The organism is Rhodococcus sp. 21391, from assembly GCF_016772255.1.
Classification (GTDB): domain Bacteria; phylum Actinomycetota; class Actinomycetes; order Mycobacteriales; family Mycobacteriaceae; genus Rhodococcus_F; species Rhodococcus_F opacus.
In genome coordinates this window covers 67,994-93,413 of record NZ_CP063781.1, presented here as the reverse complement: position 1 = coordinate 93,413, position 25,420 = coordinate 67,994, and the positions used below count along the sequence as shown (strand labels likewise).

The following is a 25,420-nucleotide window of genomic DNA, read 5'->3' as shown; positions in this document are numbered from 1 at the left end:
CCGGCTCGCGGAAACTGTGGCCTTCCTTCGGCTCTACTCGCGATTAGTGGCTGCGGTGAAGTTCGCGACGACCTCCGCCGCGATGTCCCGAAGTTTGACGTTGCGATTCTGCGAATAGGACGCGAGCTTGTCGAAGGCGGTGTCGGCGTCGCACTGGAACGCGGCCATGGTCAGCCCGACAGCTTGGCTGAGGGTGGTGCGGGTATCCAGTGCCGTGCGCAGATGTGTCGACTCGAGCTCACTGTCCGTGATCAGAGTTTCACGAAGCCAGGACATTTCGAGATGAACACGTACCCGCGCGACGAGCTCGCTCGGCTGGAAGGGCTTGACGATGTAGTCGTCGGCTCCCTGGTTCAGCCCGTCGACGGTCGACTCCGTTCCCGCGCGGGCGGTGAGCAGAATGACCGGCAGCCGCGCCGTCGATTGCTCCGACCGCAGCTCGCGCAGGAAGTCGATGCCGTCGCGACCGGGAAGCATGACGTCGCTGAGCACGAGATTCGGTGTGCGGGCGGCGACATGCTTCAGCGCGGACTCCACGTCGGCGACGGCGTCGACGTCCCATCCCTGCTCCTGCAGCAATCGGGTGAGGTACGCCCGCAGGTCCGGGTGATCTTCGACGAGCAGGATGCGGTGGCCGTCCGCTCCGCGTTCGTTCGAACCGTCGACCCCGACGGACGGTTCCCGCTGTTCGACATCGCCGAAGGACGTTACCGCGCCGATGGGCCGGTCGTCTGCCCGCGGGGTCGCGCCGTCCGGTGCCGGGATCCGCGGTACGCGGACGGTGAAGGTGCTGCCCCGGCCCGGGGCGCTGTCGAGGTCGACGGAACCGCCGAGCGCCGCGGCGAGATCGGACACCAGGGAAAGCCCGATGCCGACGCCCCCACCGCTGCCCGACCCGCCGGCCTCGACGCGATGGAACCTGTCGAATACGCGTTCCCGTTCTTCGGCGGGAATCCCCACACCCGTGTCGGTCACGCTCAGCACCAACTGGCCGGCGTCCTGGCGGAGCGCTACGGACACGGAGCCGGACCGGGTGTACTTGACCGCGTTCGACACGAGATTCAGCACGATCTTCACCCACATCTCGCGGTCCAATTCGACCAGGCCGGAGGCTTCGTCGAGATCGGTTCGGAGCGCGAGTCCCGCCTGCGCGGCGGCGGAATCGAACATGCTCACGCAGTCGGCCGTCAATTGGCCGATATCGGTCGGCTCCGTGTGTGGCAGAAGCTGGCCGGCTTCCGCCTTGGACAGATCGAGAAGGCCGTCGACGAGCTGCTGCAGCCGGACCGCCGCACGATAGGCGGCCGCGATCGCTTCGCGCCGATCTGCGGGAGACTCGTCCTCGGACTGCTCGCGCACGGTCTCGAGGGGTCCGAGCAACAGGGTCAGCGGGGTACGGAACTCGTGACTGACGTTCTGGAAGAACCGCGTCTTCGCAGCGTCGAGTTCCGCCAGTGCAGCGGCGCGGTCCCGCTCGAACTCGTAGGCCAGGGCGTCCGTGACCAGGGTCGACACCTTCGCCGTGACCAGCTCGACGAAGCCCCGATACGCGTCGTCGAAGGCGCGATACGGACTGATCCCGAGCACCAGCACACCTACCGGCTCCGCGTGACCCGTCACGATCAACGGGCACAGCCTCACCTCCGTCACCGCCTTCGACCCGGCAGGCTCGAACGCCACGCCCGACGCCCGGACACGGTGGCGGGTGACGTCGGTCGCCGGGATCCGGGCGGGCCTGAACTCGCCGTCGTCGTCCACCCCGGCGGCACCGACGAGCACGAGGTCCTCGGGCTCGTCGTCACCCGCGCCGCCGACGACCTCGCGGCGAAGATAGATCGCGGCCAGCGGAACGTCCTGTCCGTTGTCGCCGAGTACCCGCACGACCGCACGACAGGCATCGACGAGCGGATCGTCGCCGCCTGCGGTGGAAACCGTGCCCAGTTGCCGCAGAGTCTCGAGTCGGCGCTCGCCGAGCACGGTCGCGGTCACATCGGTCGTCGCCACGAAGATCCCGGCGACGTTCCCGTCCTCGTCCTGCACCGGACTGTAGGAGAACGTCCAGTACGTCTCCTCGAGGTACCCGTGCCGCAGCAGGTACAGCGGCTGATTCTCCGTGTAGGTCGCTGCGCCGCCCGACATCACCTGCTCGGCGAGCGGTCCCACCTCGTCCCAGATCTCCGCCCAGCACTGCGCCCCGGGTTCACCGATCGCCGCGGGGTACTTGGCACCGAGGACCCGGGTGTACGCGTCGTTGAAGATCTGCACGAGCTCAGGCCCCCACCAGAGCAGCATCGGGACCTCGGAGGGCAGCACGGTCCGTACTGCCGCCCGCAGTTCGACAGACCAGGTCTCGACCGGGCCCAGCGGCGTGGCCGCCCAATCGGTGCGGCGTAGCCGCTCCCGTGTCTCGCCCGGCCCGGCGAACAATCGATCCGCCGACCAGGAGTTACCGAAACCCGAGCCAGTCACATCCATGGACCTTTCGCCCACTGCCGGTCGCCCGGTCCCCATCCAGTTGTCATCACTGAAATGATCACCCAGCACCGCATCCCACCGCCACTTCTGCATTCCGACATTCGGAAGCGAAGTTGGAAACGAGTGACCTCTCCGCCACGGTAGGTGAGTCGTGAGCCATATCACAGCCCACCTCCGAGGAAGAGCAGGTTCCGAGCATGCAATTCGACCTACGCGAACGCATCGACAGCAGCCCGATGACGCGCTACCAATGGGGCGCCATCGCCATCTGCGGTCTACTCAACGTGCTCGACGGCTTCGACGTCCTCGTCATGGCGTTCACCGCACAGTCGGTGTCGCAGGAGTGGGATCTGTCCGGCTCCGTCGTCGGCCTCCTGCTCAGCGCCGGACTGTTCGGCATGGCCGCGGGATCGCTGTTCCTGGCACCGTGGGCTGACACCATCGGCCGCCGCGCCATGATCCTGCTGTGCCTGGCACTCGCGTCGACGGGCATGCTGCTGTCGGCGGTCAGCCAGAACGCGATGCAACTCGGCCTGCTCCGCGCCCTCACCGGCGTCGGCATCGGCGGAATCCTCGCCAGCAGCAACGTCATCGCCAGTGAGTACGCGTCGAACCGCTGGCGCGGGCTCGCGGTGAGTCTCAATTCCACCGGTTACGCCGTCGGCGCCACCCTCGGCGGAATCATCGCCGTCGTCCTGCAGAACTCACTCGGCTGGCGTTCGGTGTTCCTGTTCGGTGGACTGTGCACGGCGGCGATCATCCCCGTCGTCTACGCCCGGCTCCCCGAATCGATCGACTTCCTGCTCGTCCGGCGACCGGCCAACGCCCTCGACCGGATCAACGCCTTCGCCCAGCGGGTCGGTCAGCCGCGACTCGACGAGCTGCCCGCACCGCGTGCCGCCGCCACCGCCGACGCCGGATTCGCGATGCGCGTCCTGCTGTCCCCGCAGCGCCGCCGCAGCACACTCCTGGTGTGGTTCGCGTTCTTCATGGCGATGTTCGGCTTCTACTTCGTCACCAGCTGGACCCCGAAACTGCTGGTCGAGGCGGGCATGTCCGCGAACCAGGGCGTCACCGGCGGAGTGCTCCTCAACCTCGGCGGCATCTTCGGCGCCACCCTGCTCGGGGCGCTGTCCGCACGTTTCGCGCTGAAGCGTGTGCTCATCGCCTACATGGCGATCGCGGGCGTACTGCTCGTCGTTTTCGTGCCCGCCACCGCGTCCATCGTCATCGCGTTCGGGCTCGGCGCCCTGATCGGCGTCTTCGCCAACGGCTGCATCGCCGGGTTGTACGCGATCACGCCGTCGGTCTACTCGCCGGCCGTTCGGGCCACCGGCGTCGGCTGGGGCATCGGCATCGGCCGCGTCGGCGCCATCGCGTCCCCGATCGTCGCGGGCGCCCTCCTCGACCGCGACTGGTCGCCCACCCAGCTGTACATCCTGGTCGCCGCGTCCTTCGTCCTCGCCGGACTTGCCGTGTCACGACTGCGATTCGAGAAGACCGGAGTAGACACCGGGGACGCCACCGCAGACGCACCGTTGCCTACCCACTGAGGCGGCTCCGCCACCCGTGGGCCTAGAGCCCGACCTTCGACAGGATCGCCGTCATCGCCGCCTGGACGCCGGTGGACAGGGTGGGCTCCGCGACGGGCGCGAAGAACGGTGAGTGGTTCACCGGCACAGGCTTTCCGCTCTCGAGGGTCTCCGCGGTGTGGCCACCGAACATCCAGAACACCGACGGCACGCCGATCACCTCGGCCAGCAGACCGAAGTCCTCCGAACCCATCATCGGAGACGACAGCTCGACGTTGTTCTCGCCCAGCACCTTCTGGAGTCCGGCGACGAGTTCTGCGGTGGCATCGGGATCGTTGTAGTTGCGCGGGAACGTGTACAGCTCCTCGATCAGCGGCTTCGGCGCCCCGGATGCGGCGGCCTCGCAGTTCGGCGACGGTGAGCAGGGTGGCGACGTGCGTGTCGTGGCCGCAGCGGCAGCGCGACCACGGTGGCCCGGGGCTGCTTCATCGACACGATCGCCTGCATGAGGACCGCCCCCCAAGACCGAGGGAAGGATGTAGGAACGGGTGACGGTCACGATGTCGGCGGGAATCACGCTGATCAGCCAGGTGCCGAGCAGCCCCACGAACACGGCCAGCGACACGAGGTGCACCATCGCGGCGCCGCAGATCGCCAGGACCGCAGCGAGTTCGGCCGGCGTGGTTCCCGGTTTCGCTCCGATGTTCGTCTGCGCGATCAGCGCTCGGGACGTACTGTTCCGCAGACATATTACGAAAGCATGCCTTCACCGTTCCGGTGTGTTAACTCGCACTCCCGGGCGGAAAACACCAGTGCGCGTTCGCATACCGGAAAACCCATGTGAGTGGCAAAGCGTGCGCCAGCACACTTTGCCACTCACATGGGGGTCAGCCGTGGACGTGGAGTGGTTTGCCGGCCACTGCCATCAGCGCCTCACCGAGCGCCTCGCCCTGGGTGGGGTGGGCGTGCACGAACTTCGCCGCCTGCGCGGCGTCGACCTCGAAGTTGTAGAGCAGCTGCGCCTCACCGATCAGCTCACCGACTCGGTCGCCGACCATGTGCACGCCGACCACGACCCCGGTCGGCGCCACCACGAGTTTGACCGCCCCCGACGTCTTCAGGATCTGGCTCTTGCCGTTGCCGGCGAGGTCGTAGGTGACGGTCTCGACGTTCTCGCCGAACTTCTCCCGGGCCGCGGTCTCGGTCAACCCGACGGACGCGACCTCGGGGTGGGAGTAGGTGACACGAGGGATGCCGGTCTCGTCGATGACGTCCGGACGGAGCCCGGCGATTTCCTCGGCCACGAAGATGCCCTGTTGGAACCCGCGGTGGGCCAGCTGGAGCCCGGGGACGATGTCGCCGACCGCGAAGACGTTCGGCACCGTGGTGCGCAGTCGATCACTGGTCACCACGAAGCCCTTGTCGAGCATCACTCCGGTCTCCTCGTACCCCATGGACGCGGTGTTGGGTCCGCGCCCCACCGCGACCAGCAGGACGTCGGCGTCGAAGATGTCGCCGGAGCCGAGGGTGACCGACACTGCATCCGCGTCCTGCGTCACCTCCGTCACCCGCACACCTGTCTTCGCGGTGATCTTGCGGCGACGGAACGCCCGCTCGAGGTACTTGGAGATCGTCTCGTCCTCGTTCGGCACCAGCCGAGGCATCGCCTCGACGATCGTCACCGACGCACCGAACGACGCCCAGACACTGGCGAATTCGACGCCGATGACGCCGCCGCCGAGAATGATCGCCTTCTTCGGGACCGACGGCAACACGAGCGCCTGGTCGCTGGTGACGACCCGGCCACCGATGCCGATGCCGGGCAGCGTTTTCGGCGACGACCCCGTTGCCAGGACGACGGCGCCGCCCGTGATCAACTCGTCGTCGACCTCCACTCCGTTGGGTCCGACCAACCGTCCGCGGCCGTTGACGACGGTGACGCCGTACGAGTCGACGAGGCCCTGCAGTCCCTTGTGCAGGCGGGTGACGATCGTGTTCTGGTAGCTCAGCACCTTCTCGAGGTCGACACCGTCGAACGTGACGTCGACGCCGAACTGCGAGGCCGTGCGGGCACTGTCGGCGACCTCGGCGGAGTGCAGCAGCGCCTTGGTCGGAATGCAGCCCTGATGCAGGCACGTGCCGCCGAGTTCGTTCTCTTCGACGAGAATGACCGAACGGCCCAGTTCGGCCGAGCGGATGGCGGCCGCGTAGCCGCCGGAACCGCCGCCGAGGACGACGACATCTGCAGATCGGTGGGACATGGGAACTCCTTGCTGGAACGGAAGAGAATGGGGTTCAGTGAATTGCGGTCGCGGCTACGGCCTCTGCGTGGAGGCGGCCGGCCTGGTAGGAGGAGCGCACGAGCGGACCGGACAGGACGCCGAGGAATCCGATCTCGCGGGCGATCCCGTCGAGCATGACGAACTCGTCCGGCGTCGCCCACCGCGCCACCGGGTGATGCCGGGCCGACGGCCGGAGATACTGCGTGATGGTGATCAACTGGCAGCCGGCGGTGTGCAGGTCCCGGAGGGCCTGGATCACCTCGTCGGTGGTCTCCCCCATCCCGAGGATCAGGTTCGACTTGGTGATCAGGCCGTCCTCCCGAGCCCGCGTGATCACCTCGAGGGACCGCTCGTACGTGAAGGCGGGCCGGATACGACGGAAGATCCGGGGAACGGTCTCCACATTGTGCGCGAGTACTTCCGGGCGGGTGTCGAACACCTCGCGTAGTTGCGCGGCGTCGGCATTGAAATCGGGGATCAGCAGTTCGACGCCGGTGCCCGGGCACAGTTCGTGAATCTGCCGGACCGTCTCGGCGTACAGCCAGGCGCCGCCGTCCGGCAGATCGTCACGGGCCACGCCGGTGACGGTGGCGTACCGCAGGCCCATGGTCTGCACCGACTCCGCGACCCTCCTGGGTTCGCCCCGATCGAGTGCGGCGGGGCGGCCTGTGTCGATCTGGCAGAAGTCGCACCGCCGGGTGCACTGGCTTCCGCCGATGAGGAACGTCGCCTCACGGTCCTCCCAGCATTCGAAGATGTTGGGACATCCCGCTTCTTGACACACGGTGTGCAGGTTCTCACGGTCGACGAGGGCAGCGAGGTCCCGGTATTCGGGGCCCGTCCGCATCTGCACCTTCATCCACGACGGTTTGCGTTCGACCGGGGTCTGAGCGTTGCGGACTTCGAGGCGGAGCAGTCGGCGGCCATCCGCAGCGACGTGGGGTGGCTCAGGCGCAGTCATGTGGGGAACTCCTAGGACCGGTCGAAACCGGTCGGTATGCGTCGTCGGACCCGCGCGGTGGACAGCGCGGAACCAGGGCATGTGATTGGGGAGAGCGAGCACACATCGACAACCGTTGCGGCTGCGGGCATCTGGGCTCTCATCGTCCGGCGTGTGCGGTCACGTCCGAGCGAAGATGCATCGAGGATGCCAAACGACGAGGACTTTTGGCAAGACCGTCGGTCCGAGGAGACAAACCCGCGGCGTCTGTGTACTGTTTGGCCAATCACAACTGAAGACGCCGTTGACGCGCAGCGGGAGAACCTCCGTCTCGGAGGCGCCGTAGGAGCAACTTCCTCCCCGGGAATCTCTCAGGCCCCAGTACCGCAGCGCAGAGGCAACTCTGGAGAAAGAATCGGCCGTATGGCCGGAACTTACCGAAGGTGAAGAGCACGCCGCAGATGCGGTGCGCCCAAACTCTCAGGTTTCAGGACAGAGCGGGGAGGTGCCCCCTTGTCGATGTCCGGTGCGGTCCGGACTCAACGAAACCGGAGTCACCTCGTGCCAGCAGAACCCCGCACCGCCACCCAGGGCGCGCCTCTCACCAGCGACTTTCCGTCCCGCCACATCGGTCCCGATGCCTCCTCGTCGCGGCGGATGCTCGACGCCCTCGGTTACGACGCCCTCGCGAACCTGATCGACAGCGCGGTGCCGGCGCAGATCCGCAGTTCACAGCCCTTGAATCTGCCCGCGGCGAGGTCCGAGCAGCAGGTGCTCGCCGACCTGCGGGCACTGTCGGAGCGCAACGAGACCCGCGTCCAGATGATCGGCCTCGGATACTCCGACACCATCACGCCCGCGGTGTTGCGGCGGAACATGCTCGAGTCCCCCGCCTGGTACACCGCCTACACCCCGTACCAGCCGGAGATCTCCCAGGGCCGGCTGGAGGCGCTGCTGACGTTCCAGACCGTCATCGAGGATCTCACCGCCCTTCCCCTGGCCGGCGCGTCGCTGCTCGACGAGGCGACCGCCGTGATGGAGGCGGTGCTGCTGATGCGGCGCGCGAACAAGTCGAAGTCCGCCACCAACCGCGTCGTCCTCGACGCGGACTGCCTGCCGCAGACACTGGCCGTCGTCCGGGGACGAGCGAAGGCGGTGGGCATCGAGGTGGTGGTCGCGGAACTGTCCGGTGAACTGCCGGACGGTGACATGTTCGGGGTGGTCTTCCAGGCGCCCGGTGCGAGCGGCGCGGTGCGCGACCTCGCTCCGATGATCGCCGCGGCGAAGGCGCGCGGCGCGCTGACCACCGTCGCGGCGGACCTGCTGACGCTGACGATCCTGACGCCGCCCGGCGAGCAGGGCGCCGACATCGCCGTCGGGTCGGCGCAGCGATTCGGTGTGCCGCTGTTCTTCGGCGGACCGCACGCCGGCTACATGGCCGTGCGCGGCGGACTCGAGCGCATGCTGCCCGGCCGCCTCGTCGGGGTGTCCGTCGACGTCGACGGGAGGACGGCCTACCGGCTGGCACTGCAGACCCGCGAACAGCACATCCGGCGTGACAAGGCGACCAGCAACATCTGCACGGCGCAGGCGCTGCTCGCCAACGTCGCCGCGATGTACGCCGCCTACCACGGGCCGGAAGGGTTGCGCGCCATCGCGAACCGGGTGCACGCCCACGCGATGACCATCGCCGGAAGCCTGCGCGCCGCCGGTCACACGATCGTGCACGACAGCTTCTTCGACACGGTTCTCGTGCGGGTCCCGGCGGGCGCCGGGGCGATCGTGGAGTCGGCCGATCGGGACGGCATCAACCTCCGTCTCGTCGACGCCGATCACGTCGCGATCGCCTGCGACGAGTGCACCACCGACGACATCGTCCGGCGGGTGGTCGCCGTGTTCGGTGCGCAGCCGACGACCGTCGCGGTGCCCGAACTGCCGTCGGCACTCGCCAGGACGTCGAATTACCTGCAGCACCCCGTGTTCCACGAGCACCGCTCGGAAACCGCGATGCTCCGCTTCCTGCGCACGCTGTCCGACAAGGACCTCGCCCTCGACCGCACCATGATCCCGCTCGGATCGTGCACGATGAAACTCAACTCCGCTGTCGAGATGGAACCCATCAGCTGGCCCGGCTTCGCGTCCATCCACCCGTACGCCCCGGTCGCACAGACGGCTGGCTACCTCGAGCTCGTCGCCGACCTGGAGCGCTGGCTCGGCGAGATCACCGGCTACGACCGGGTGTCATTGCAGCCCAACGCAGGAGCCCAGGGCGAGCTGGCCGGGCTGCTCGCGATCCACGGCTATCACGAATCCCGCGGCGACTTCGGACGCAACGTCTGCCTCATCCCCCAGTCCGCGCATGGCACGAACGCCGCATCCGCGGTTCTCGCGGGCATGAAGGTCGTCGTCGTCGCGACCGCGGAGAACGGCAACATCGACTTGGGCGACCTGCGCGCAAAGATCGCGGCGCACGAGGGCGCGGTGGCCGCGATCATGTTGACCTACCCGTCCACGCACGGCGTGTACGAGAACGACGTGCGGACGGTCTGCGATCTGGTTCACGAGGCCGGCGGCCAGGTGTACGTCGACGGCGCGAACCTCAACGCTCTCGTCGGTCTGGCCCAGCCCGGCAAGTTCGGCGGCGACGTCTCACACCTGAATCTGCACAAGACGTTCTGCATCCCACACGGCGGCGGCGGCCCCGGCGTCGGGCCGGTCGCGGTGCGCACGCACCTGGCGCCGTTCCTGCCCGGCAACCCGCTGGGCGGCGATCAGCTCGGCACCCCGGTGTCGGCCGCCAACTACGGATCGGCCGGCATCCTGCCCATCACCTGGGCGTACATCGCACTCATGGGACCCGACGGGCTGACGGAGGCGACCAAGACCGCGGTGCTCGCAGCCAATTACGTCGCCAGGTCACTGGATCAGCACTTCCCCGTCCTGTACACGGGACCGTCCGGTCTGGTGGCACACGAGTGCATCCTCGACCTCCGGCCAGTCACCAAGGCGACCGGCGTCACCGCCGAGGACGTGGCAAAGCGATTGATCGACTACGGCTTCCACGCGCCCACCCTGTCGTTCCCCGTCAACGGCACGCTGATGGTGGAACCGACCGAGTCCGAGGATCTGGCCGAACTCGACCGCTTCATCGAGGCGATGATTTCGATCCGCCGCGAGATCGACCTGATCGGTGACGGTGTGTGGCCGCTCGAGCGCAGCCCGCTGCGTCAGGCCCCGCACACCGCCGAACAGGTGACCGCGGACGAGTGGAATCTGCCCTACCCGCGCCACCTGGCCGCCTACCCCGTCGCGCCGCTTCGCGCCGCCAAGTACTGGCCCCCGGTGCGTCGCATCGACGGCGTCCACGGCGACCGCAACCTCGTCTGCTCGTGCCCCGCGCCCGAGGCCTTCGAGAACCCCACCGACATCGACGCATCGGCCATCGCCGAGACCCCCGAGGAGGCCTTCGCATGACCCTCACCACGACGCCCGCGTCCCCGCTGCTCGGCGAGCACGGCGCGCTGGGAGCCCATTTCACCGACTTCGCGGGCTGGCAGATGCCGCTGAAGTACGACAGCGAACTCGCCGAGCACCACGCCGTCCGCAAGACCGCCGGACTGTTCGACCTCTCGCACATGGGCGAGATCGCGGTCACCGGGCCCGAGTCCGGAGCTGTCTTGGATTACGCTTTGGCCGGCGAACTCTCGAAGATCGGCGTCGGCCGGGCCAAGTACTCCCTCCTGTGCAACGCGGACGGCGGGGTCATCGACGATCTGGTCGTCTACCGTCTCGCCAACGAGCATTTCCTCGTGGTCGCCAACGCGGCCAACGCGCCGACGGTGTACCGCGAACTGGCGGCGCGCGTCGAGGGCTTCTCCGCGAACGTCGACGATCAGTCCTCGGAGACCGCGCTGATCGCGGTGCAGGGACCGGCCGCCCACGACGTCGTGCAGTCCCTCGTTCCCACCGAGCAGGTCGAGACGGTGGCGGAGTTGAAGTACTACGCGGTCACGCGCGCGGTGGTCGCCGGCATCGACGTCCTCCTCGCCCGCACCGGGTACACCGGGGAGGACGGGTTCGAGCTGTACGTGCCGAACGAACTGTCCGTGCAGTTGTGGCGCGCACTGCTCGACGCCACCACCGCCCGCGGCGGCGTCCCCGCCGGCCTCGCGTGCCGCGACACCCTCCGCCTCGAGGCCGGAATGGCCCTGTACGGCCACGAACTGACCCTCGGCACGAATCCGTACGAGGCCGGGCTCGGCAAGGTGGTCCGGCTGAACAAGGACTTCGTCGGCCGCGATGCCCTGCAGACGTTGTCGGAGCAGGTCCCGCGGCGGGTGCTCGTCGGCCTCGCCGGAAGCGGGCGCCGGGCGGCCCGCGCCGAGTACACCGTGTTGGACGCGGCCGGCGAGTCGGCGGTCGGCACCATCACGTCCGGGGCGTTGTCTCCGACGCTCGGGCATCCGATCGCGCTCGCGTTCGTGGACGTCGCGTTCCGCGAACCCTGCACCGAACTCACCGTGGACATCCGCGGCAAGAAGGAGCCGTTCGTGGTCACTCCGTCGCCGTTCTACCGCCGCTCCTGAGCCGTTCCCACCCACTTCAGCCCCGAAGGGTCACACATGTCTTCGCACGCCTTCCCTGACGACCGCAGCTACACCGACGACCACGAGTGGGTCCTGATCGAGCCGGGCGCCACGCTCCCCGACGAGCCGGTCCGCGTCGGCATCACCTCGGTCGCCGTCAACTCGCTCGGCGAACTCGTCTTCGTCGACCTGCCGGAGGTCGGTGCGACCATCGTCGCCGGCGAATCGTGCGGCGAGGTCGAGTCGACCAAGACCGTGTCCGAGCTGTATCCGCCGGTGAGCGGCCGGGTCACCCTGATCAACACCGCCGCCGTCGACGACCCCGGCCTGGTCACCTCGGACCCGTACGGGGAGGGCTGGCTGTTCGCCGTCCAGCCGTCCGCCACCGGCGAGCTCCTCACCGCCGCAGAGTACGCGGAGAAGAACGGAGTGCAGGCATGAGCGTCCTCAACCGCGATCTCGCCGATTTCGATCCCGATGTCGCCGCACTCATCGGCAAGGAACTCGAGCGTCAGCGCACCGGCCTCGAGATGATCGCGTCGGAGAACCACGCACCGCTTTCGGTGATGCAGGCGCAGGGTTCCGTGCTGACCAACAAGTACGCCGAGGGGTACCCGGGCCGGCGCTACTACGGCGGCTGCGAGCACGTCGACACGATCGAGCAGCTCGCGATCGACCGCGTCAAGTCGCTGTTCGCCGCCGAATACGCCAACGTGCAACCGCATTCCGGCGCCACCGCGAACGCGTCGGTGATGCATGCCCTGATCAAACCGGGCGACACGATCCTCGGTCTCTCGCTCGCCGACGGCGGCCACCTCACGCACGGCATGCGCCTGAACTTCTCCGGCAAGCTCTACAACGTCGCCGCGTACGGGGTGTCCGAGCAGGACTACCGCATCGACATGGACGAGGTGGCGAAGGCGGCGCGCGAGCACCGCCCGCAACTGATCATCGCCGGCTGGTCGGCCTACCCCCGGCACCTGGACTTCGCCCGCTTCCGGGAGATCGCCGACGAGGTCGGCGCGTACCTGATGGTCGACATGGCCCACTTCGCGGGCCTGGTCGCCACCGGGTTCCACCCGTCTCCCGTCCCGCACGCGCACGTCGTCACGTCGACGACGCACAAGACCCTCGGCGGACCCCGCGGCGGCATCATCCTGACCAACGACGCGGCCATCGCGAAGAAGATCAACTCCGCGGTGTTCCCCGGCCAGCAGGGCGGCCCATTGGAGCACGTGATCGCGGGCAAGGCAACGGCATTCAAGATGGCGGCCGAACCCGAATTCGCGGAGCGCCAGGAACGCTGCCTGGACGGTGCGAAGGTTCTCGCCGAACGGCTCAGCCGACCCGACGTCAAGGAAGCCGGAATCAGCGTCCTCACCGGCGGCACGGACGTGCACCTCGTCCTCGTCGACCTGCGGGATGCCGCCATCGACGGGCAGCAGGCCGAGGACCGCCTCGACGCGATCGGAATCACCGTCAACCGCAACGCCGTCCCGTTCGATCCACGGCCGCCGATGGTGACGTCCGGCCTGCGCATCGGCACACCGGCACTCGCCGCCCGCGGCTTCGGCCGGGACGACTTCGTGTCGGTCGCCGACCTGATCGCCCAGGCACTCACCGCAGCGGATGGCGCCGACACGACAAGACTCGCCGCCGAAGTCCAGGCACTGGCCGACAAGTACCCCCTCTACCCGGGTCTGTAAGTCGTGACGATCAGTGTGTTCGACCTGTTCTCTGTCGGTATCGGACCGTCGAGTTCGCATACCGTCGGGCCGATGCGGGCGGCGGGCACGTTCGTCGACGACCTCGACACACGCGGCGTTCTCGGGGACGTCGCCGGTGTCCGTGTCGATCTGTATGGATCGCTCGCGGCCACCGGCGCCGGCCACGGCACGATGTCGGCGATCCTCCTCGGCTTCGAGGGGTACCGGCCGGAGACCATCGCCACCGAGGAGATGGAGACGCGGCTGGAGTCGGTGCGGGCGAGTCGGCGGATCCGCCTCGGCGGGACGGTCGACATCCCGCTCGCCGAGGACGAGATGGTGTTGCACCCGTTGACGGTTCGGGACTTTCACCCCAACGGCATGACCCTCACCGCGACTAGCGTCACCGGTCGTGAACTGCACGCGCAGACGTACTATTCGATCGGCGGCGGATTCGTCGTCACCGACACCGAACCGGAGGTGTCCGTCGCCGCCGGCGCGAATTCGCTGTCGTTCGGGTCCGCGCGTGAACTGCTCGCCCTCAGCGAGCACTACGGTCTCACGATCAGCGAGGTCATGCTCGAACACGAACGCGCCCTCCGGCCCGAGCCGGAGGTCCGGGCGCGGCTCCTGCACATCCGTGACGTGATGGTCGAGTGTCAGCGACGCGGCATCGGCCGGGACGGGTATCTGCCCGGAAGCCTGCGGGTGCGCCGACGCGCCCGCGGCTGGTACGAGCGGCTGAACGTGGAGGATCCCGGTCGTGATCCCGCGTTCGCCGAGGACTGGGTGAACCTGGTGGCGCTCGCCGTCAACGAGGAGAACGCGTCCGGTGGACGGATCGTCACCGCCCCCACCAACGGGGCGGCCGGCATCATCCCGGCGGTGTTGCACTACGCGCTGCACTACACCCCCGCCGGGAAGGCCGACCCGGACGGCACGACGGTGCGATTCCTGTTGGCGGCCGGCGCAATCGGATCCCTGTACAAGGAACGGGCCTCGATCTCCGGGGCCGAGGTGGGCTGTCAGGGCGAAGTGGGTTCCGCGGCGTCCATGGCCGCCGCCGGGCTCGCGGAGATCCTCGGCGGCAGCCCAGAGCAGGTGGAGAACTCGGCGGAGATCGCGATGGAACACAGTCTCGGTCTCACGTGTGATCCCATCGGCGGCCTGGTGCAGATTCCGTGCATCGAGCGCAACGCCATCTCGGCGGGCAAGGCGATCAACGCCGCCCGGATGGCGCTGCGCGGCGACGGCACGCACCGAGTCAGTCTGGATCAGGTGATCGATACGATGCGGGCCACCGGTGCCGACATGAGCTCGAAGTACAAGGAGACGTCCACCGGGGGTCTCGCGGTGAATGTGTCGGTGAATCTCGTCGAATGCTGACGTAAGTCCTCGAGGACCAGTGAATGGACGCGGTGCCGGGGATCCGATCGGGATCCCCGGCACCGCGATCACGCATGTGCGGGCTGCAACAGACCGATCCGGTCGAATCGCTCCGCACGGTCGGAGAGTCGCTGGGTGGTGTCTGCCGCATCGAGAAGCGACAGTTCGCGGTGGAGCACCGCACCCACCCGGGTGCAGAACGCCGCAGATTCTTCTGCAGCATCGGGGAATTCGGGGATCACCTCGTCCACGATGCCGCTCGCAAGGAGATCGGACGACCGGATTCCCTGGCGGGCGGCCATGTCCGGCGCGTGCGCGATGTCGTGGTGCAGGATCGCGCTCGCACCTTCGGGTGGCAGGGGCGACAGCCAGCCGTGCTGGGCCGCGAGCACCCGATCGGCCGGGATCAACGCGAGCGCGCCGCCGCCGGTGCCCTGCCCGAGCAGCAGGGAAATGGTGGGGACGTCGAGCGAGACCATGTCGGCGATGCAACGCGCGATCTCACCGGCAAGACCGCCTTCCTCCGCCTCCTTCGACAATGCCGCGCCCGCGGTGTCGATGACCGTCACCAACGGCAGGTTCAGTTCCGCCGCCAGCCGCATTCCCCGGCGGGCCTCCCGCAGCGCGCCCGGGCCGAGCGGCGACCGCGTGGTCTGCCCTCGACGGTCCTGTCCGAGTAGGACGCACGGCATGTCACCGAACCGGACGAGAGCGAGGATCAAACCCGGATCGACCTCACCCTGACCGGTTCCGTTGAGCTGAAGAACATCCGACGCGGAGTGGAACATCACCTCACGCACACCCGGCCGGTCCTCGCGGCGCGAGGCGACCACCGAATCCCAGGCGGGGACGTCCGGAAGACTCTCGTGGACGGGGGCGTCCGCGAGTGACGGCCGGCCACCACGGCCGGAGGTGATGATGCGCAGCGCGCGGTCGACGATCTCGGCGAGTTGGTCCGGCGGCCGCACCGCGTCGATGAGTCCGTGCGCGTGGAGGTTCTCGGCGGTCTGGACGCCCGCCGGGAACGGCGACTCGTACAGGGCCTCGAACACGCGCGGTCCGAGGAAGCCGACGAGCGCTCCCGGTTCCGCGATGGTGACGTGCCCCAGCGACCCCCAGGATGCGAAGACACCGCCGGTCGTGGGGCTGCGCAGGTAGACGAGATACGGCAGGTGCGCCTCCTTGTGCTTGATCACCGCCGCCGTGATCTTGACCATCTGCAGGAACGCGGTCGTCCCCTCCTGCATTCGCGTGCCCCCGGACGTGGGCAGGGCGAGCAGCGGAAGGCGTTCGTGAGTGGCGCGCCGGATCCCGGCGACCAGACGCTCGCCTGCGGCAACGCCGATGGAGCCGCCCAGAAAGCCGAATTCGCAGACGAGGATTGCCGTTCGGCGGCCGCGGATGGTGGCCACCCCGGTCAGCACCGCCTCGTCGAGGCCGGTCTTCTCCTGTGCGCGAAGAAGTTCGTCGGCGTACTCGGAGTCCGCCGCGACCTGGATCGGAGGCGTGTCCCACGATTCCCAGGTGCTGGCGTCGACCACGAGGTCGAGCAGTTCGGGAGCTGTCAGGCGAGCCATCAGCTGCACTCTTTCAGCCACGACAACACGGTGTCGTTGTCCGCGCCGAGCACCGGCGGTGCGGTGTGCCGGGTCTCGGTCACCTCGGTGCCGTCCGGTTCGAAGAACCGCAGGGGCGGGCCGGGCAGCGTGATGTTGCCGAGTGTGTGGTGGTCGACGTCGACGAGCAGTCCCTGCGACTTGGTCTGCTCCCATTCGTAGACTTCGGAGATCGTCCGGACGCGTCCGGCGGGCACCCCGATGCGGTCGAGTTCGATGAGAAGTTCGTCGCTGGTGTACGCGCCGAACGCATCCTCGACCAGTTCCAGGACCTGCTTGTGGTTCTCGACGCGTTCGGGATTCGTGGCCATTCCGGGGGTGTCCGGATCGAGGTGGAAGCCCGCGCAGAACCGCTTCCACAGTCCTTCGCTGCCGACGGAGATCTGGACGGCGCCGTCGGCGGTGCGGAACAGCCCGTAGGGCGAGATCGAGGGATGGTGGTTGCCCTGCGCCTCGCCGACCTCGCCGGCGATGGTCCACTTCGTCCCCTGGAAGGCGTGCACGCCGACGACGCTGGCCAGCAACGACGTTCGCACGACGCGGCCCCGTCCGGTGCGCTCACGTTCCTGCAGGGCGGCGACGACGCCGAACGCCCCGTACATGCCGGCGAGCAGGTCCGCGATGGGCACTCCGACGCGCTGGACGTCGTCGGGATTGGGGCCGGTCAGCGACATCAGCCCGGCCTCGCCTTGCGCGATCTGGTCGTACCCCGCGCGTCCGCCTTCGGGTCCGTCGTGACCGAATCCGCTGATGGACAGGACGACCAGGCGCGGGTTCAGGTCCGCGAGCCGTTCGGTGGTGAATCCCAGCCGGTCGAGGACGCCGGTGCGGAAGTTCTCCATGAGGACGTCGGCGCGCCGGACGAGGGATTCGAGGGTGGCCCGTCCGTCTTCGGCCTTGAGGTCGAGGGTGATCGACTTCTTGTTTCGATTTGCGGACAGGAAGTACGTCGATTCCCGCTCGGCGTCCGCCGGCTCCACGAAGGGCGGCCCCCATCCGCGGGTGTCGTCGCCGCCGTGCGGGGTCTCGATCTTGATGACGTCGGCGCCGAGGTCGCCGAGCATCATCGCCGCGTGGGGGCCCGCAAGTGCGCGGGTCAGATCGACGACGACCACTCCTTGCAGCGGACCTGTGCGCTCCATCGTGTTCGTGGACATGTGAAACCACCCGTTACTTCCTGGCGAGAGCCGCGAGAGCTGGACTGTTGGTGCAGTGACCTAGTGGACTAGCCAATTAAATGGAACATCTGATCCGACCGATGTCAAGAGGAGAAAAATCGACGCAATGACGCGGGGGAGGCAGGCCGGGTCGCCTCCCCGCCGGGCGTCAGAGCCAGCCGGGCACCACGAGAATCGCCCAGGCCACGAGTGGCCCGATGGCGACGACGAGGGCGCTGTACTTCAGGATCTGCTTGTAGAAGCGGTCTCGATCGACATTCTGTGCGTTCGCGAGGACCAGCGCTCCGTTGGTCGAGAACGGGCTGACGTCCACGATGGTCGAGGAGATGGCGAGCGCGACGATGACACCCACCGCGCCCACCTCGCCGGCGAGGAGGAACGGGACGGCGAGCGGAATGGTCGCTCCCAGAATCGCCGTGGACGACGCGAATGCGGAGACGATGGCCCCGATGTAGCAGAGCAGAAGGGCGACGAGGAGAGGCATCCCCAGGCTCGCGACCGCGTTTCCGACGTACTCGACGGTGCCCGCCTCCTGCAGGACCCCCACGAAGGTGAGCACGCCGCCGATGAGCAGAACGGTCGACCAGCTGATCTGAGCGATCGCACCCTTCTGCGCCTTCGGCGAGGCGAGCGCCAGGACGACGGCCACCGTCATCGAGATGAATCCCACGTCCAGGTCGAGGATCAGCGAGAACACGGCGAGCGCGGCGAGACCGACCAGCGTGAGGGCCTGATCGAATGTGACTCCGGAGCGTGCGGGTGCGCCCGCGAGGGTCGCCGTCGGGCGCACCTTGGTCGCGGTGGCCCCTCCCGATCCCGAGTCGCCTCCGGTCGCGGGCACTCCTCCGCCCGAACCACCGGCGCCGCTTCCTCCCGTGCCCTCGGCGGCGTCGTCGTGCACGCTGCGCCCGATCAGGTCCCGTCCGCCCAGGAAGACGAACAGCAGTACCCCGATAGCGGCGTTGAACAGGAGGCTTCCGAGGAACAGAGTGAGCGGGCTGTTGGTCAATCCCGCCTTGGACGCGATGTCGTTGACCGTGACGCCGTAGATGCTGATCGGCGAGAACCCGCCTGCCTGCGCCCCGTGGACGACCATCATGCCCATCAGGAGAGCGTTGATCTTGTAGCGGGCGGCGAAGCCGAGAGCGATCGGCGCGACGATCGCGACGGCGGCGGGGCCGAGCGCGCCGATCGCGGTGAGTACCGCCGTGATCCCGAACATCACCCAGGGGATCAGCGCGACACGCCCGCGGACCAGCCGGACCGCCCCGCGGACCATGAGGTCGACGGTACCGTTGTTCTGGGCGATCGCGAAGAGGTAGGTGATGCCGACCAGCGTCAGGAACAGGCTGCTGGGGAATCCGGCAATGATGTCGTCGCTGCTCATGTGCAGCGACAGGGTTCCGACGAAGAAGGCGGCAACGAAGCCGAGAGCGCCCATGTTCACGGGCAGCACGGTCGCCGCCAGGAACATGACAGCGAGCGCAAGTATGGGGATCAGCTCGGTCGACATGAAAGTCTCCGGTTCTGTGGCAGTGGCATCTGGTCTCGACCGCCGCCGGCGAGCAAATTGACTCAGTGGCAGATTGGCCTAGCCACTTCATAAAAGCAGTGTCGTGAATCACTGTCAATAGGAACTGTGGGTGCGGTTACATGCCTGTGCGAGATACCGTGGAGTAGTTTCAGTGGAATGGAGAGTGGGTGGCCCAGTGGCTGAGCAACTGCGTCCGGTAGCACGACCGCGGCTGTACGAGGTGATCGTCGAACAGCTCTGCGCACATATCGCCGACCACGAGATGACGCCGGGCGACCGCCTCCCCGCCGAGCGTGAACTCGCCGCTCAACTGGGCGTGAGTCGCGCTTCCCTGAGTCAGGCGCTCGTCGCCCTCGAGGTGCAGGGTGTGGTGTCGGTGCGGCACGGGGACGGTGCCGTGCTCGTCCGCCGCCCCATCGAGGAACGAGCCGTCAAGGCGCTGCGCGAACACGCCGACCGTCTCCCCGAGGTGATCGAGGCGCGCGAGGCACTCGAGGTCAAACTTGCCGGGCTCGCCGCCGAGCGCCGGACCGACGCGGAGATGGCGGAGATCGATTCCGCCCTCGCGACGATGGAAGCCGAGATCGCCGCGGGCGATCGCGGCGTCGTCGGCGACGAGCAGTTCCACGAGGCCATCACCGTCGCGGCGCACTCGTCACTGCTGGCCAAGCTGATGCACGAGATTTCCGGGCTGATCCGGGAGACCCGGATCGAATCCCTCTCCCAAGCAGAACGCCCGCGGGCCTCGCTCGAAGGGCACCGCCGCATTGCGACGGCGATTCGAGACCAGGACTCCGCGGGCGCTTCCCGTGCGATGGCCGATCACATCCGGATGGTGTCCGACGTCGCGCTGCTGCGCGAGGGCGGATAACCGGGTCTACCCGCCGACCACCGACTGCGGCCGGTGGGCACCGAGGATCTCGTCGGTGTCGGCGCCGAGTACCGGCGGCGCGGACGTCAGATGCGGGCGCTCGCCGGCGAAACTGACCGGGAACGCGATCTGCTGCAGGTTGCCCAGCGTCGGGTGGTCGACCGTGCCGATCATCCCGAGTGCCGCAGTGTGCGGGTCGGCGTAGATCTCGTCGAGGTGCCGGATCGGTGACACGGGCACGGCGTGCGCGGCGAGTGTGTCGCACCAGTGCTCCACGGTGCCCGACGCGAAAGCCGTCGACAATTCCCGCTCGAGATCGCCGCGATTCGCGACGCGGTCACGGTTGCGCTCGAATCGCGGGTCTGTCGTCAGGTCTTCGCGTGCGATCGCCGAGCACAGGCTCCCCCACTGGCTGTCGTTGCCCACCGCGACCACGAAGTATCCGTCGCTCGCGGGAAAAGCTTGATACGGAGCGAGATTCGGGTGACCGGAGCCCAGCGCGCCGGGACGCTCGCCGGTCGCGAAATAGTTGGTCGCCCAGTTCACGTGCAGGGCGAGCTGGCACTCGAACAGAGACGTCGTCACGTACTGCCCTCGGCCGGTCCGCGACCGCTCCACGAGGGCAGCGAGCACGCCGATCAGACCGAAGAGCGCCGCCCCCAGATCCCCCATCGCGAATCCGGCCTTCATCGGCGCCCCACCCGGCTCACCGGTCAGCGACATCAGTCCGCCCGCGGCCTGCGCGATCATGTCGTAGCCCGGTTCGTCGCGCAGCGGACCGTCCTCCCCGAACGCGGAGATGTGCAGCACGACCAGATGCGGGTACCGCTCGGACAGCGTCCGGTAGTCGAAGATCCGCTGCAATCCGCTGCCGGGCTTGAAGTTCTCGACGACGACGTCGGTCTCCTCCAGGATGCGGTGGATGACGTCCTGTCCCTCTTCCGATTTGAGGTCGACGGTCACCGACTTCTTGCCCCGGTTGATCGCGAGGTAGTACGTGGCGTCGGGGCCGACGAACGGCGGACCCCACGACCGTGTCGGGTCGCCGCCGTCGGGGTGTTCGACCTTCGTGACGTCGGCGCCGAGGTCCGCGAGCGACATGGTGGCGTACGGTCCGGCGAGGATCTTGGAGAGGTCCAGCACCCGCACCCCCGCGAGGGGCGCCGGTCCGGTGTGGGTCGTGGTCACAGGAGAACTCCTGTCGCAGAGTCGGATCGGGGTGCGGCGGCCTGCGCGGCATCCGCGGTGACGTCGGTACCGTCGACGACGGCCGCGAGGTGGTCGAGGGCCGCCCCAGGGAGGTGCCCGGTGTCGCCGGACAGGTAGGCGTTGGCGACGAGCAGCGACCGGTAGCCGCTGCCCGCGGTGATCGCGAAGTCGGCGAGGTCGTAGAGCAGGGTGGCCATCGCCGCTCGGGCCAGTTCGTTCGCGTAGCGCGCGCACCCGGCCTGCGCGGTGTCGTCGTCTCCGGCGACCAGCAGGTCGCCTTCCGCGACCAGGTCGTCCCAGCGTCGGCGGAGAACGTCGGCGCCGGGGCCGCAGTCGGGTCCGAGTCCGGCGAGGACGCCGCGCATCGTGTCCGCCAGCCGGTGATGCGCATCCAGCTTGCGCATGCACCGCAGCACATCCAGGGCGATGACGTTGCTCGAGCCTTCCCAGATCGACCCCAGGTGGGCGTCGCGGACCAGGCGGGCGTGGGCCCATTCCTCGATGTAGCCGTTGCCGCCCCGCACCTCCATGGCCTCGCCGGTGACCACGCGCGCCCGTTTGCAGATGTAATGCTTCGCGAGCGGGGTGAGGACCCGGATCAGGGCACGTGCGGAGTCGTCACCGGCGTCCGCCGCCTGCAGGCACTGCGCGCTGTACGCCACCAGGGCGAGCGCCGCCTCGGCGTCGAGCGCGAGCGGCAGCAGGGTTGCGCGCATCAGGGGCTGGTCGAACAGGGCCTTGCCGAACACGACCCGCTCCCGGGTGTGGTCGACGGCGTCGCGCACGGCTCGTCGCATCAGCGCGCTCGACCGCATCGCGTTCGACAGCCGCGACGTGTTCACCATTTCGGCCATCTGCCGGAACCCGCGGTCGAGTTCGCCCACCTGAAGGGCGTACGCACCGGTCAGCGACACCTCGCCGCTGGGCATCGAGCGGGTGCCGAGCTTGTCCTTCAGTCTGTCGATCGTGTAGCTGTTGCGCTCGCCGTTCGCCAGAGCCTTGGGCACCATGAACATTCCGACGCCACGGGTGGACTGGTCGTCGCCGCCGGGGAACCGGGCCAGGGTCACGATGACGTCGGCGTCGGGATTGGACGCGAACCACTTCTTCCCGGTCAGCCGCCACGCGTCGCCGTCACGCTCGGCCCGGGTCTCCGTGCGGGCGATGTCGGTGCCGGCCTGCGGTTCGGTCATGAACATCGCGCCGGTCATCGCGCCGTCGGGGTCCGTCGACGTCAGTGCGTCGATCCACGGTCCGAACACGTCCGGGTCACCGAACATGCGCAGCGTGCGGGCGGCGGCATCCGTCATCGACACCGGGCACGCCAACCCGAACTCGGCCTGCACGAAGACGTACGACGCGAGGTACTTCACCAGGTGCGGCGGGACGTCGTCCCAGCCGTGCAGGCCGCCGCGATGCGACAGTGCCGACAGTCCGTATTCGCTGTATGCGGCTCGGCACAGTTCCTGGTAGGAGGGGTGGTACGCGATCCGGTCGATGCGTTCGCCGTCACGGTCGAACTGCTGCAGCACCGGCGGATTCTTGTCGGCGGTGGCGGCGAGGGCGTCGAGTCGCCCGCCGGCGTCGGCGCCCAGACGGTCGAGCAAGGTGTTCAGCTTGTCGCGGTCGGACGGTGCGGCCCACCGGGCGACGACGGCGCGCAGGGCGGGATCGGAGTGAGCGAAATTCATGAGTGAGCAACATCTTTCCGGGTCGAGGACTGTTCGGGACGGGACTCGGCGGCGGTCCCGCCCGACCGGGCTTTCCCGCGGCGGAGCAGCAGGGTCATGCGGGCGAGCGAGAGCACGACGTAGCCGAGTCCGAGGGCGACGACCGGCCAGATCGAGTCGGTGTGGGTGAGCAGGAACTGGCAGAGCATCGGAGCTGTTCCGGCGAAGATCGCCGTCGACAGCTGATACGACAGCGAGATCCCGGTGTAGCGGACGTTGGTCGGGAAGACCTGGGCGAGGATGCCGGCGAGCGCGGCGTAGTACATCGCGTGCGGTGCGGTGGCCAGCACCATGCCGAGCATGGCCAGGGGCACCGACCCGGTCTGGACGAGGAGGAACATCAACGGCAGCAACACGAGTTCGGGCAGCAGCATCCACCGGATCGCCCGCGACGGATCGATTTTCGTGGCCAGCACGGCGCCGAACGGCTGCACGAGTACCTGCGCGACCAACGCGACGGTGATGACGAGCAGGAAGTCCCCGCGGTCGAATCCGAGGTCGGCGGTGGCCCAGGCGAGTGCGAACGTCGTCTTCACGTAGGTGATGGCGACACCCGCAACCACGGCACCGACGCCGAGGACGAGTTCGGCCGGGTGCGAGCGCAGCACCTCCACGAGTGGCATCCGGGTGCGCTCCTGGGCGACGACGGCCTTCTTCATCTCCGGTGTCTCCGAGATCCGCAGCCTGATGTACAGCGCGACGACGACGAGCGCGGCGGACGCGAGGAACGGCAGACGCCAGCCCCAGGACTCGAACACGCTGTCCGACAACAATGTCAGTGCCAGGAACGCCAGGGTCGCGAGCAGATTACCGACTGGCGATCCCTGTTGCGCGAATGCGCCGTACAGCACCTTCTTGTTCGGTGGCGCGAATTCGGTGGCGATGAGCACGGCGCCACCCCACTCACCGCCCATCGCGATGCCCTGGACCACGCGGAGCGCGACGAGGAGGATCGGCGCCCAGATTCCGATCTGCGAGTAGGTGGGGAGACAGCCGACGCCGACCGTTCCGATCCCCATCAGGATCAGCGTGATGATCACGGCGTTCTTGCGGCCGAACTTGTCGCCGAAGTGACCGAACACGATCCCGCCGAGCGGGCGGGCCACGAAGCCGATCGCGAACGTCGCGAAGGCGGCGAGGGTGCCCACCGCGGGCGAGGCGTCGGGGAAGAACAGCCGGCCCAGCACGAGTGCGGAGGCGGTGCCATAGATGTAGAAGTCGAACCACTCGATGGTGGTGCCGACGAACGCGGTGACACCGGCCTTGCGGGCCTGCCGGGTCTGTATTCGGGTGGTGCCGCGTCGCGGCCGGGATTCGGGTTCACGGTTCTCCCTGACTTTCGTGCTCTTGGGCGTCACACCGAGGTAGGGGTGGTGTGCATCACTATGGCCGGGATTCCGTGTAGAGTCCAAGACTTAATTCAGCTTGTTTAGGTGATTCAGACACATAGTTCCGAGGAGGGGTCGTGGAACTCCGTCACCTGCACGCCTTTCTCGCGGTCGCGGAAGAACTGCATTTCGGCCGGGCCGCCGAGCGTCTCCATGTGGCGCAATCCCCGCTCAGCCAGACCGTGCGGGCCCTCGAACGGGAACTTGGCACCGACCTGTTCGTCCGCACCACCCGCTCTGTCCGGCTCACGGCTGCGGGCGAGGCGCTGGTGGGTCCGGCCCGGACCATCGAGGCGCAGGTCGGGATCGTGCGGGGCATCGCGCAGGCGGCGGCCGCCGGGGAGACCGGCCGCGTGACCGTCGGCTTCGGCGGTGCCGGCGGCTACACGGTACTGTCCGTTCTCGCCCGTTCCCTCGCCGACGCCTACCCCGGCATCGAACTCGATCTACGCCCGCAGATGTACTCGGGTGAGGTGCTCGACGCCCTCACCCGCGGAACCCTGGACATGGGCATCGTGGGGTTGCCGGTCCCGCGGGGCTTCGCCACCCACACCGTGCTCGAGGAGGCACTGATGGTCGCGATCCCGGCCGGGCACCGTCTCGTCGACGCGGGCGCCGTCGTGCCGCAGGAATTGGCGAGCGAACGGTTCGTGATCTACCCCGCCGAACACGGTTCCGTGGTCCGCGACGCCACGCTCGCCCTGTGCGCGGCAGCGGGATTCGCCCCCGTCGTTGCGCACGAGGCGCCCGACCCGTACAGCTTGCTCGCAATGGTCGGCGCCGGTGTCGGCGTGGCCGTCGTGGTGGATTCGACAGCGCACCTCACGATGGACGGCGTCGAATACCTGCCCATCGCCGGCGGCCCCCCCACCCTCCCCATCGCCATGGCCTGGCAGGACTCCAACCCGTCGCCCGCAGTGCAGACGGTCACGCGGGTACTGCGCGACGTGATCGGGGATGTCGGGTAGTCGGTGCGCAGCGGGAAGC

General features: G+C 68.2%; 17 protein-coding genes, 1 pseudogene and 1 riboswitch. Of the genes and pseudogenes, 8 read left to right on the top strand and 10 right to left on the bottom strand.

Annotated elements, in window-relative coordinates:
• Window positions 1-33: 33 nt before the first annotated feature.
• Window positions 34-2,475 (bottom strand): response regulator, encoded by a 2,442-nt coding sequence (locus tag GO592_RS00405; RefSeq protein WP_007301742.1) that lies wholly within the window; start codon window positions 2,473-2,475, stop codon window positions 34-36.
• Window positions 2,476-2,672: 197 nt separating this feature from the next.
• On the opposite strand from GO592_RS00405, the gene GO592_RS00400 reads away from it, so the two are divergent.
• Window positions 2,673-4,028, top strand: coding sequence for an MFS transporter (locus GO592_RS00400; RefSeq protein ID WP_005574522.1), 1,356 nt, complete (start codon window positions 2,673-2,675; stop codon window positions 4,026-4,028).
• Between the two features lie 22 nt (window positions 4,029-4,050).
• Here the strand turns inward: GO592_RS00400 and GO592_RS43980 are convergent, their stop codons facing one another.
• The 3 genes from GO592_RS43980 to lipA form a co-directional block, all read right to left on the bottom strand.
• Window positions 4,051-4,644, bottom strand: coding sequence for a hypothetical protein (locus tag GO592_RS43980; protein ID WP_007301743.1), 594 nt, complete (start codon window positions 4,642-4,644; stop codon window positions 4,051-4,053).
• Between the two features lie 250 nt (window positions 4,645-4,894).
• Complete coding sequence (lpdA, locus tag GO592_RS00385; protein WP_007301744.1) at window positions 4,895-6,268, bottom strand: dihydrolipoyl dehydrogenase; 1,374 nt, start codon at window positions 6,266-6,268, stop codon at window positions 4,895-4,897.
• A 34-nt stretch (window positions 6,269-6,302) separates the two neighbouring features.
• Window positions 6,303-7,250 (bottom strand): lipoyl synthase, encoded by a 948-nt coding sequence (gene lipA, locus GO592_RS00380; RefSeq protein WP_007301745.1) that lies wholly within the window; start codon window positions 7,248-7,250, stop codon window positions 6,303-6,305.
• Window positions 7,251-7,534: 284 nt separating this feature from the next.
• Window positions 7,535-7,626: riboswitch (glycine riboswitch) on the top strand.
• Between the two features lie 122 nt (window positions 7,627-7,748).
• Here lipA and gcvP point away from each other — a divergent pair.
• From gcvP to GO592_RS00355, 5 genes are read left to right on the top strand one after another with little or no spacing between them, the layout of a single operon-like run.
• Window positions 7,749-10,703, top strand: coding sequence for an aminomethyl-transferring glycine dehydrogenase (gene gcvP / locus GO592_RS00375; protein WP_039953135.1), 2,955 nt, complete (start codon window positions 7,749-7,751; stop codon window positions 10,701-10,703).
• A complete protein-coding gene (gene gcvT, locus GO592_RS00370; RefSeq protein WP_007301747.1) occupies window positions 10,700-11,815 on the top strand; it encodes a glycine cleavage system aminomethyltransferase GcvT in 1,116 nt (371 codons plus the stop codon). Before gcvP ends, gcvT begins: the two co-directional genes overlap by 4 nt.
• 36 nt (window positions 11,816-11,851) lie before the next feature.
• Window positions 11,852-12,256: a glycine cleavage system protein GcvH gene (gcvH, locus tag GO592_RS00365; protein WP_007301748.1), complete on the top strand. Its 405-nt coding sequence runs from the start codon at window positions 11,852-11,854 to the stop codon at window positions 12,254-12,256.
• Window positions 12,253-13,521 carry a serine hydroxymethyltransferase gene (glyA, locus tag GO592_RS00360; RefSeq protein ID WP_007301749.1) on the top strand — a complete coding sequence of 423 codons (1,269 nt, stop codon included), beginning with the start codon at window positions 12,253-12,255 and terminating at the stop codon, window positions 13,519-13,521. Before gcvH ends, glyA begins: the two co-directional genes overlap by 4 nt.
• 3 nt (window positions 13,522-13,524) lie before the next feature.
• Complete coding sequence (locus GO592_RS00355; protein WP_007301750.1) at window positions 13,525-14,907, top strand: L-serine ammonia-lyase; 1,383 nt, start codon at window positions 13,525-13,527, stop codon at window positions 14,905-14,907.
• A 68-nt stretch (window positions 14,908-14,975) separates the two neighbouring features.
• Here GO592_RS00355 and GO592_RS00350 read toward each other — a convergent pair whose 3' ends face one another.
• From GO592_RS00350 to GO592_RS00340, 3 genes are all read right to left on the bottom strand, one after another.
• On the bottom strand, window positions 14,976-16,484 hold the full coding sequence (locus tag GO592_RS00350) for a carboxyl transferase domain-containing protein (protein ID WP_007301751.1): 1,509 nt from the start codon (window positions 16,482-16,484) through the stop codon (window positions 14,976-14,978).
• Complete coding sequence (locus tag GO592_RS00345) at window positions 16,484-17,680, bottom strand: CaiB/BaiF CoA transferase family protein (protein WP_007301752.1); 1,197 nt, start codon at window positions 17,678-17,680, stop codon at window positions 16,484-16,486. Before GO592_RS00345 ends, GO592_RS00350 begins: the two co-directional genes overlap by 1 nt.
• A gap of 169 nt (window positions 17,681-17,849) precedes the next feature.
• Window positions 17,850-19,214 carry an SLC13 family permease gene (locus tag GO592_RS00340; protein ID WP_007301753.1) on the bottom strand — a complete coding sequence of 455 codons (1,365 nt, stop codon included), beginning with the start codon at window positions 19,212-19,214 and terminating at the stop codon, window positions 17,850-17,852.
• A 196-nt stretch (window positions 19,215-19,410) separates the two neighbouring features.
• Here GO592_RS00340 and GO592_RS00335 point away from each other — a divergent pair, with 196 nt between their 5' ends.
• The gene (locus tag GO592_RS00335) at window positions 19,411-20,106 is read left to right on the top strand and encodes a FadR/GntR family transcriptional regulator (protein ID WP_007301754.1); all 696 of its coding nucleotides are present in this window, start codon (window positions 19,411-19,413) and stop codon (window positions 20,104-20,106) included.
• 6 nt (window positions 20,107-20,112) lie between these two features.
• Here the strand turns inward: GO592_RS00335 and GO592_RS00330 are convergent, their stop codons facing one another.
• From GO592_RS00330 to GO592_RS00320, 3 genes and pseudogenes are all read right to left on the bottom strand, one after another.
• Window positions 20,113-21,294 (bottom strand): CaiB/BaiF CoA transferase family protein, encoded by a 1,182-nt coding sequence (locus tag GO592_RS00330; RefSeq protein WP_007301755.1) that lies wholly within the window; start codon window positions 21,292-21,294, stop codon window positions 20,113-20,115.
• Window positions 21,291-23,006, bottom strand: coding sequence for an acyl-CoA dehydrogenase family protein (locus GO592_RS00325; RefSeq protein ID WP_007301756.1), 1,716 nt, complete (start codon window positions 23,004-23,006; stop codon window positions 21,291-21,293). The genes GO592_RS00330 and GO592_RS00325 overlap by 4 nt, the downstream gene beginning before the upstream one ends.
• Window positions 23,003-24,369, bottom strand: a pseudogene (locus GO592_RS00320) (MFS transporter). Before GO592_RS00320 ends, GO592_RS00325 begins: the two are co-directional and overlap by 4 nt.
• A 141-nt stretch (window positions 24,370-24,510) precedes the next feature.
• Between GO592_RS00320 and GO592_RS00315 the strand changes: the two are divergent.
• Entirely contained in the window at window positions 24,511-25,401 is an 891-nt protein-coding gene (locus GO592_RS00315) for a LysR family transcriptional regulator (protein WP_007301758.1), read from the top strand.
• The last annotated feature ends 19 nt before the right edge of the window (window positions 25,402-25,420 follow it).

What these genes read in the sequence shown, in the direction of transcription:
- GO592_RS00405 (WP_007301742.1), bottom strand. Translation starts at nt 2,475, where the DNA reads ATGGATGTGACTGGCTCGGGTTTCGGTAACTCCTGGTCGGCGGATCGA.
- GO592_RS00400 (WP_005574522.1), top strand. Translation starts at nt 2,673, where the DNA reads ATGCAATTCGACCTACGCGAACGCATCGACAGCAGCCCGATGACGCGC.
- GO592_RS43980 (WP_007301743.1), bottom strand. Translation starts at nt 4,644, where the DNA reads ATGGTGCACCTCGTGTCGCTGGCCGTGTTCGTGGGGCTGCTCGGCACC.
- lpdA (WP_007301744.1), bottom strand. Translation starts at nt 6,268, where the DNA reads ATGTCCCACCGATCTGCAGATGTCGTCGTCCTCGGCGGCGGTTCCGGC.
- lipA (WP_007301745.1), bottom strand. Translation starts at nt 7,250, where the DNA reads ATGACTGCGCCTGAGCCACCCCACGTCGCTGCGGATGGCCGCCGACTG.
- gcvP (WP_039953135.1), top strand. Translation starts at nt 7,749, where the DNA reads ATGTCCGGTGCGGTCCGGACTCAACGAAACCGGAGTCACCTCGTGCCA.
- gcvT (WP_007301747.1), top strand. Translation starts at nt 10,700, where the DNA reads ATGACCCTCACCACGACGCCCGCGTCCCCGCTGCTCGGCGAGCACGGC.
- gcvH (WP_007301748.1), top strand. Translation starts at nt 11,852, where the DNA reads ATGTCTTCGCACGCCTTCCCTGACGACCGCAGCTACACCGACGACCAC.
- glyA (WP_007301749.1), top strand. Translation starts at nt 12,253, where the DNA reads ATGAGCGTCCTCAACCGCGATCTCGCCGATTTCGATCCCGATGTCGCC.
- GO592_RS00350 (WP_007301751.1), bottom strand. Translation starts at nt 16,484, where the DNA reads ATGGCTCGCCTGACAGCTCCCGAACTGCTCGACCTCGTGGTCGACGCC.
- GO592_RS00345 (WP_007301752.1), bottom strand. Translation starts at nt 17,680, where the DNA reads ATGTCCACGAACACGATGGAGCGCACAGGTCCGCTGCAAGGAGTGGTC.
- GO592_RS00340 (WP_007301753.1), bottom strand. Translation starts at nt 19,214, where the DNA reads ATGTCGACCGAGCTGATCCCCATACTTGCGCTCGCTGTCATGTTCCTG.
- GO592_RS00325 (WP_007301756.1), bottom strand. Translation starts at nt 23,006, where the DNA reads ATGAATTTCGCTCACTCCGATCCCGCCCTGCGCGCCGTCGTCGCCCGG.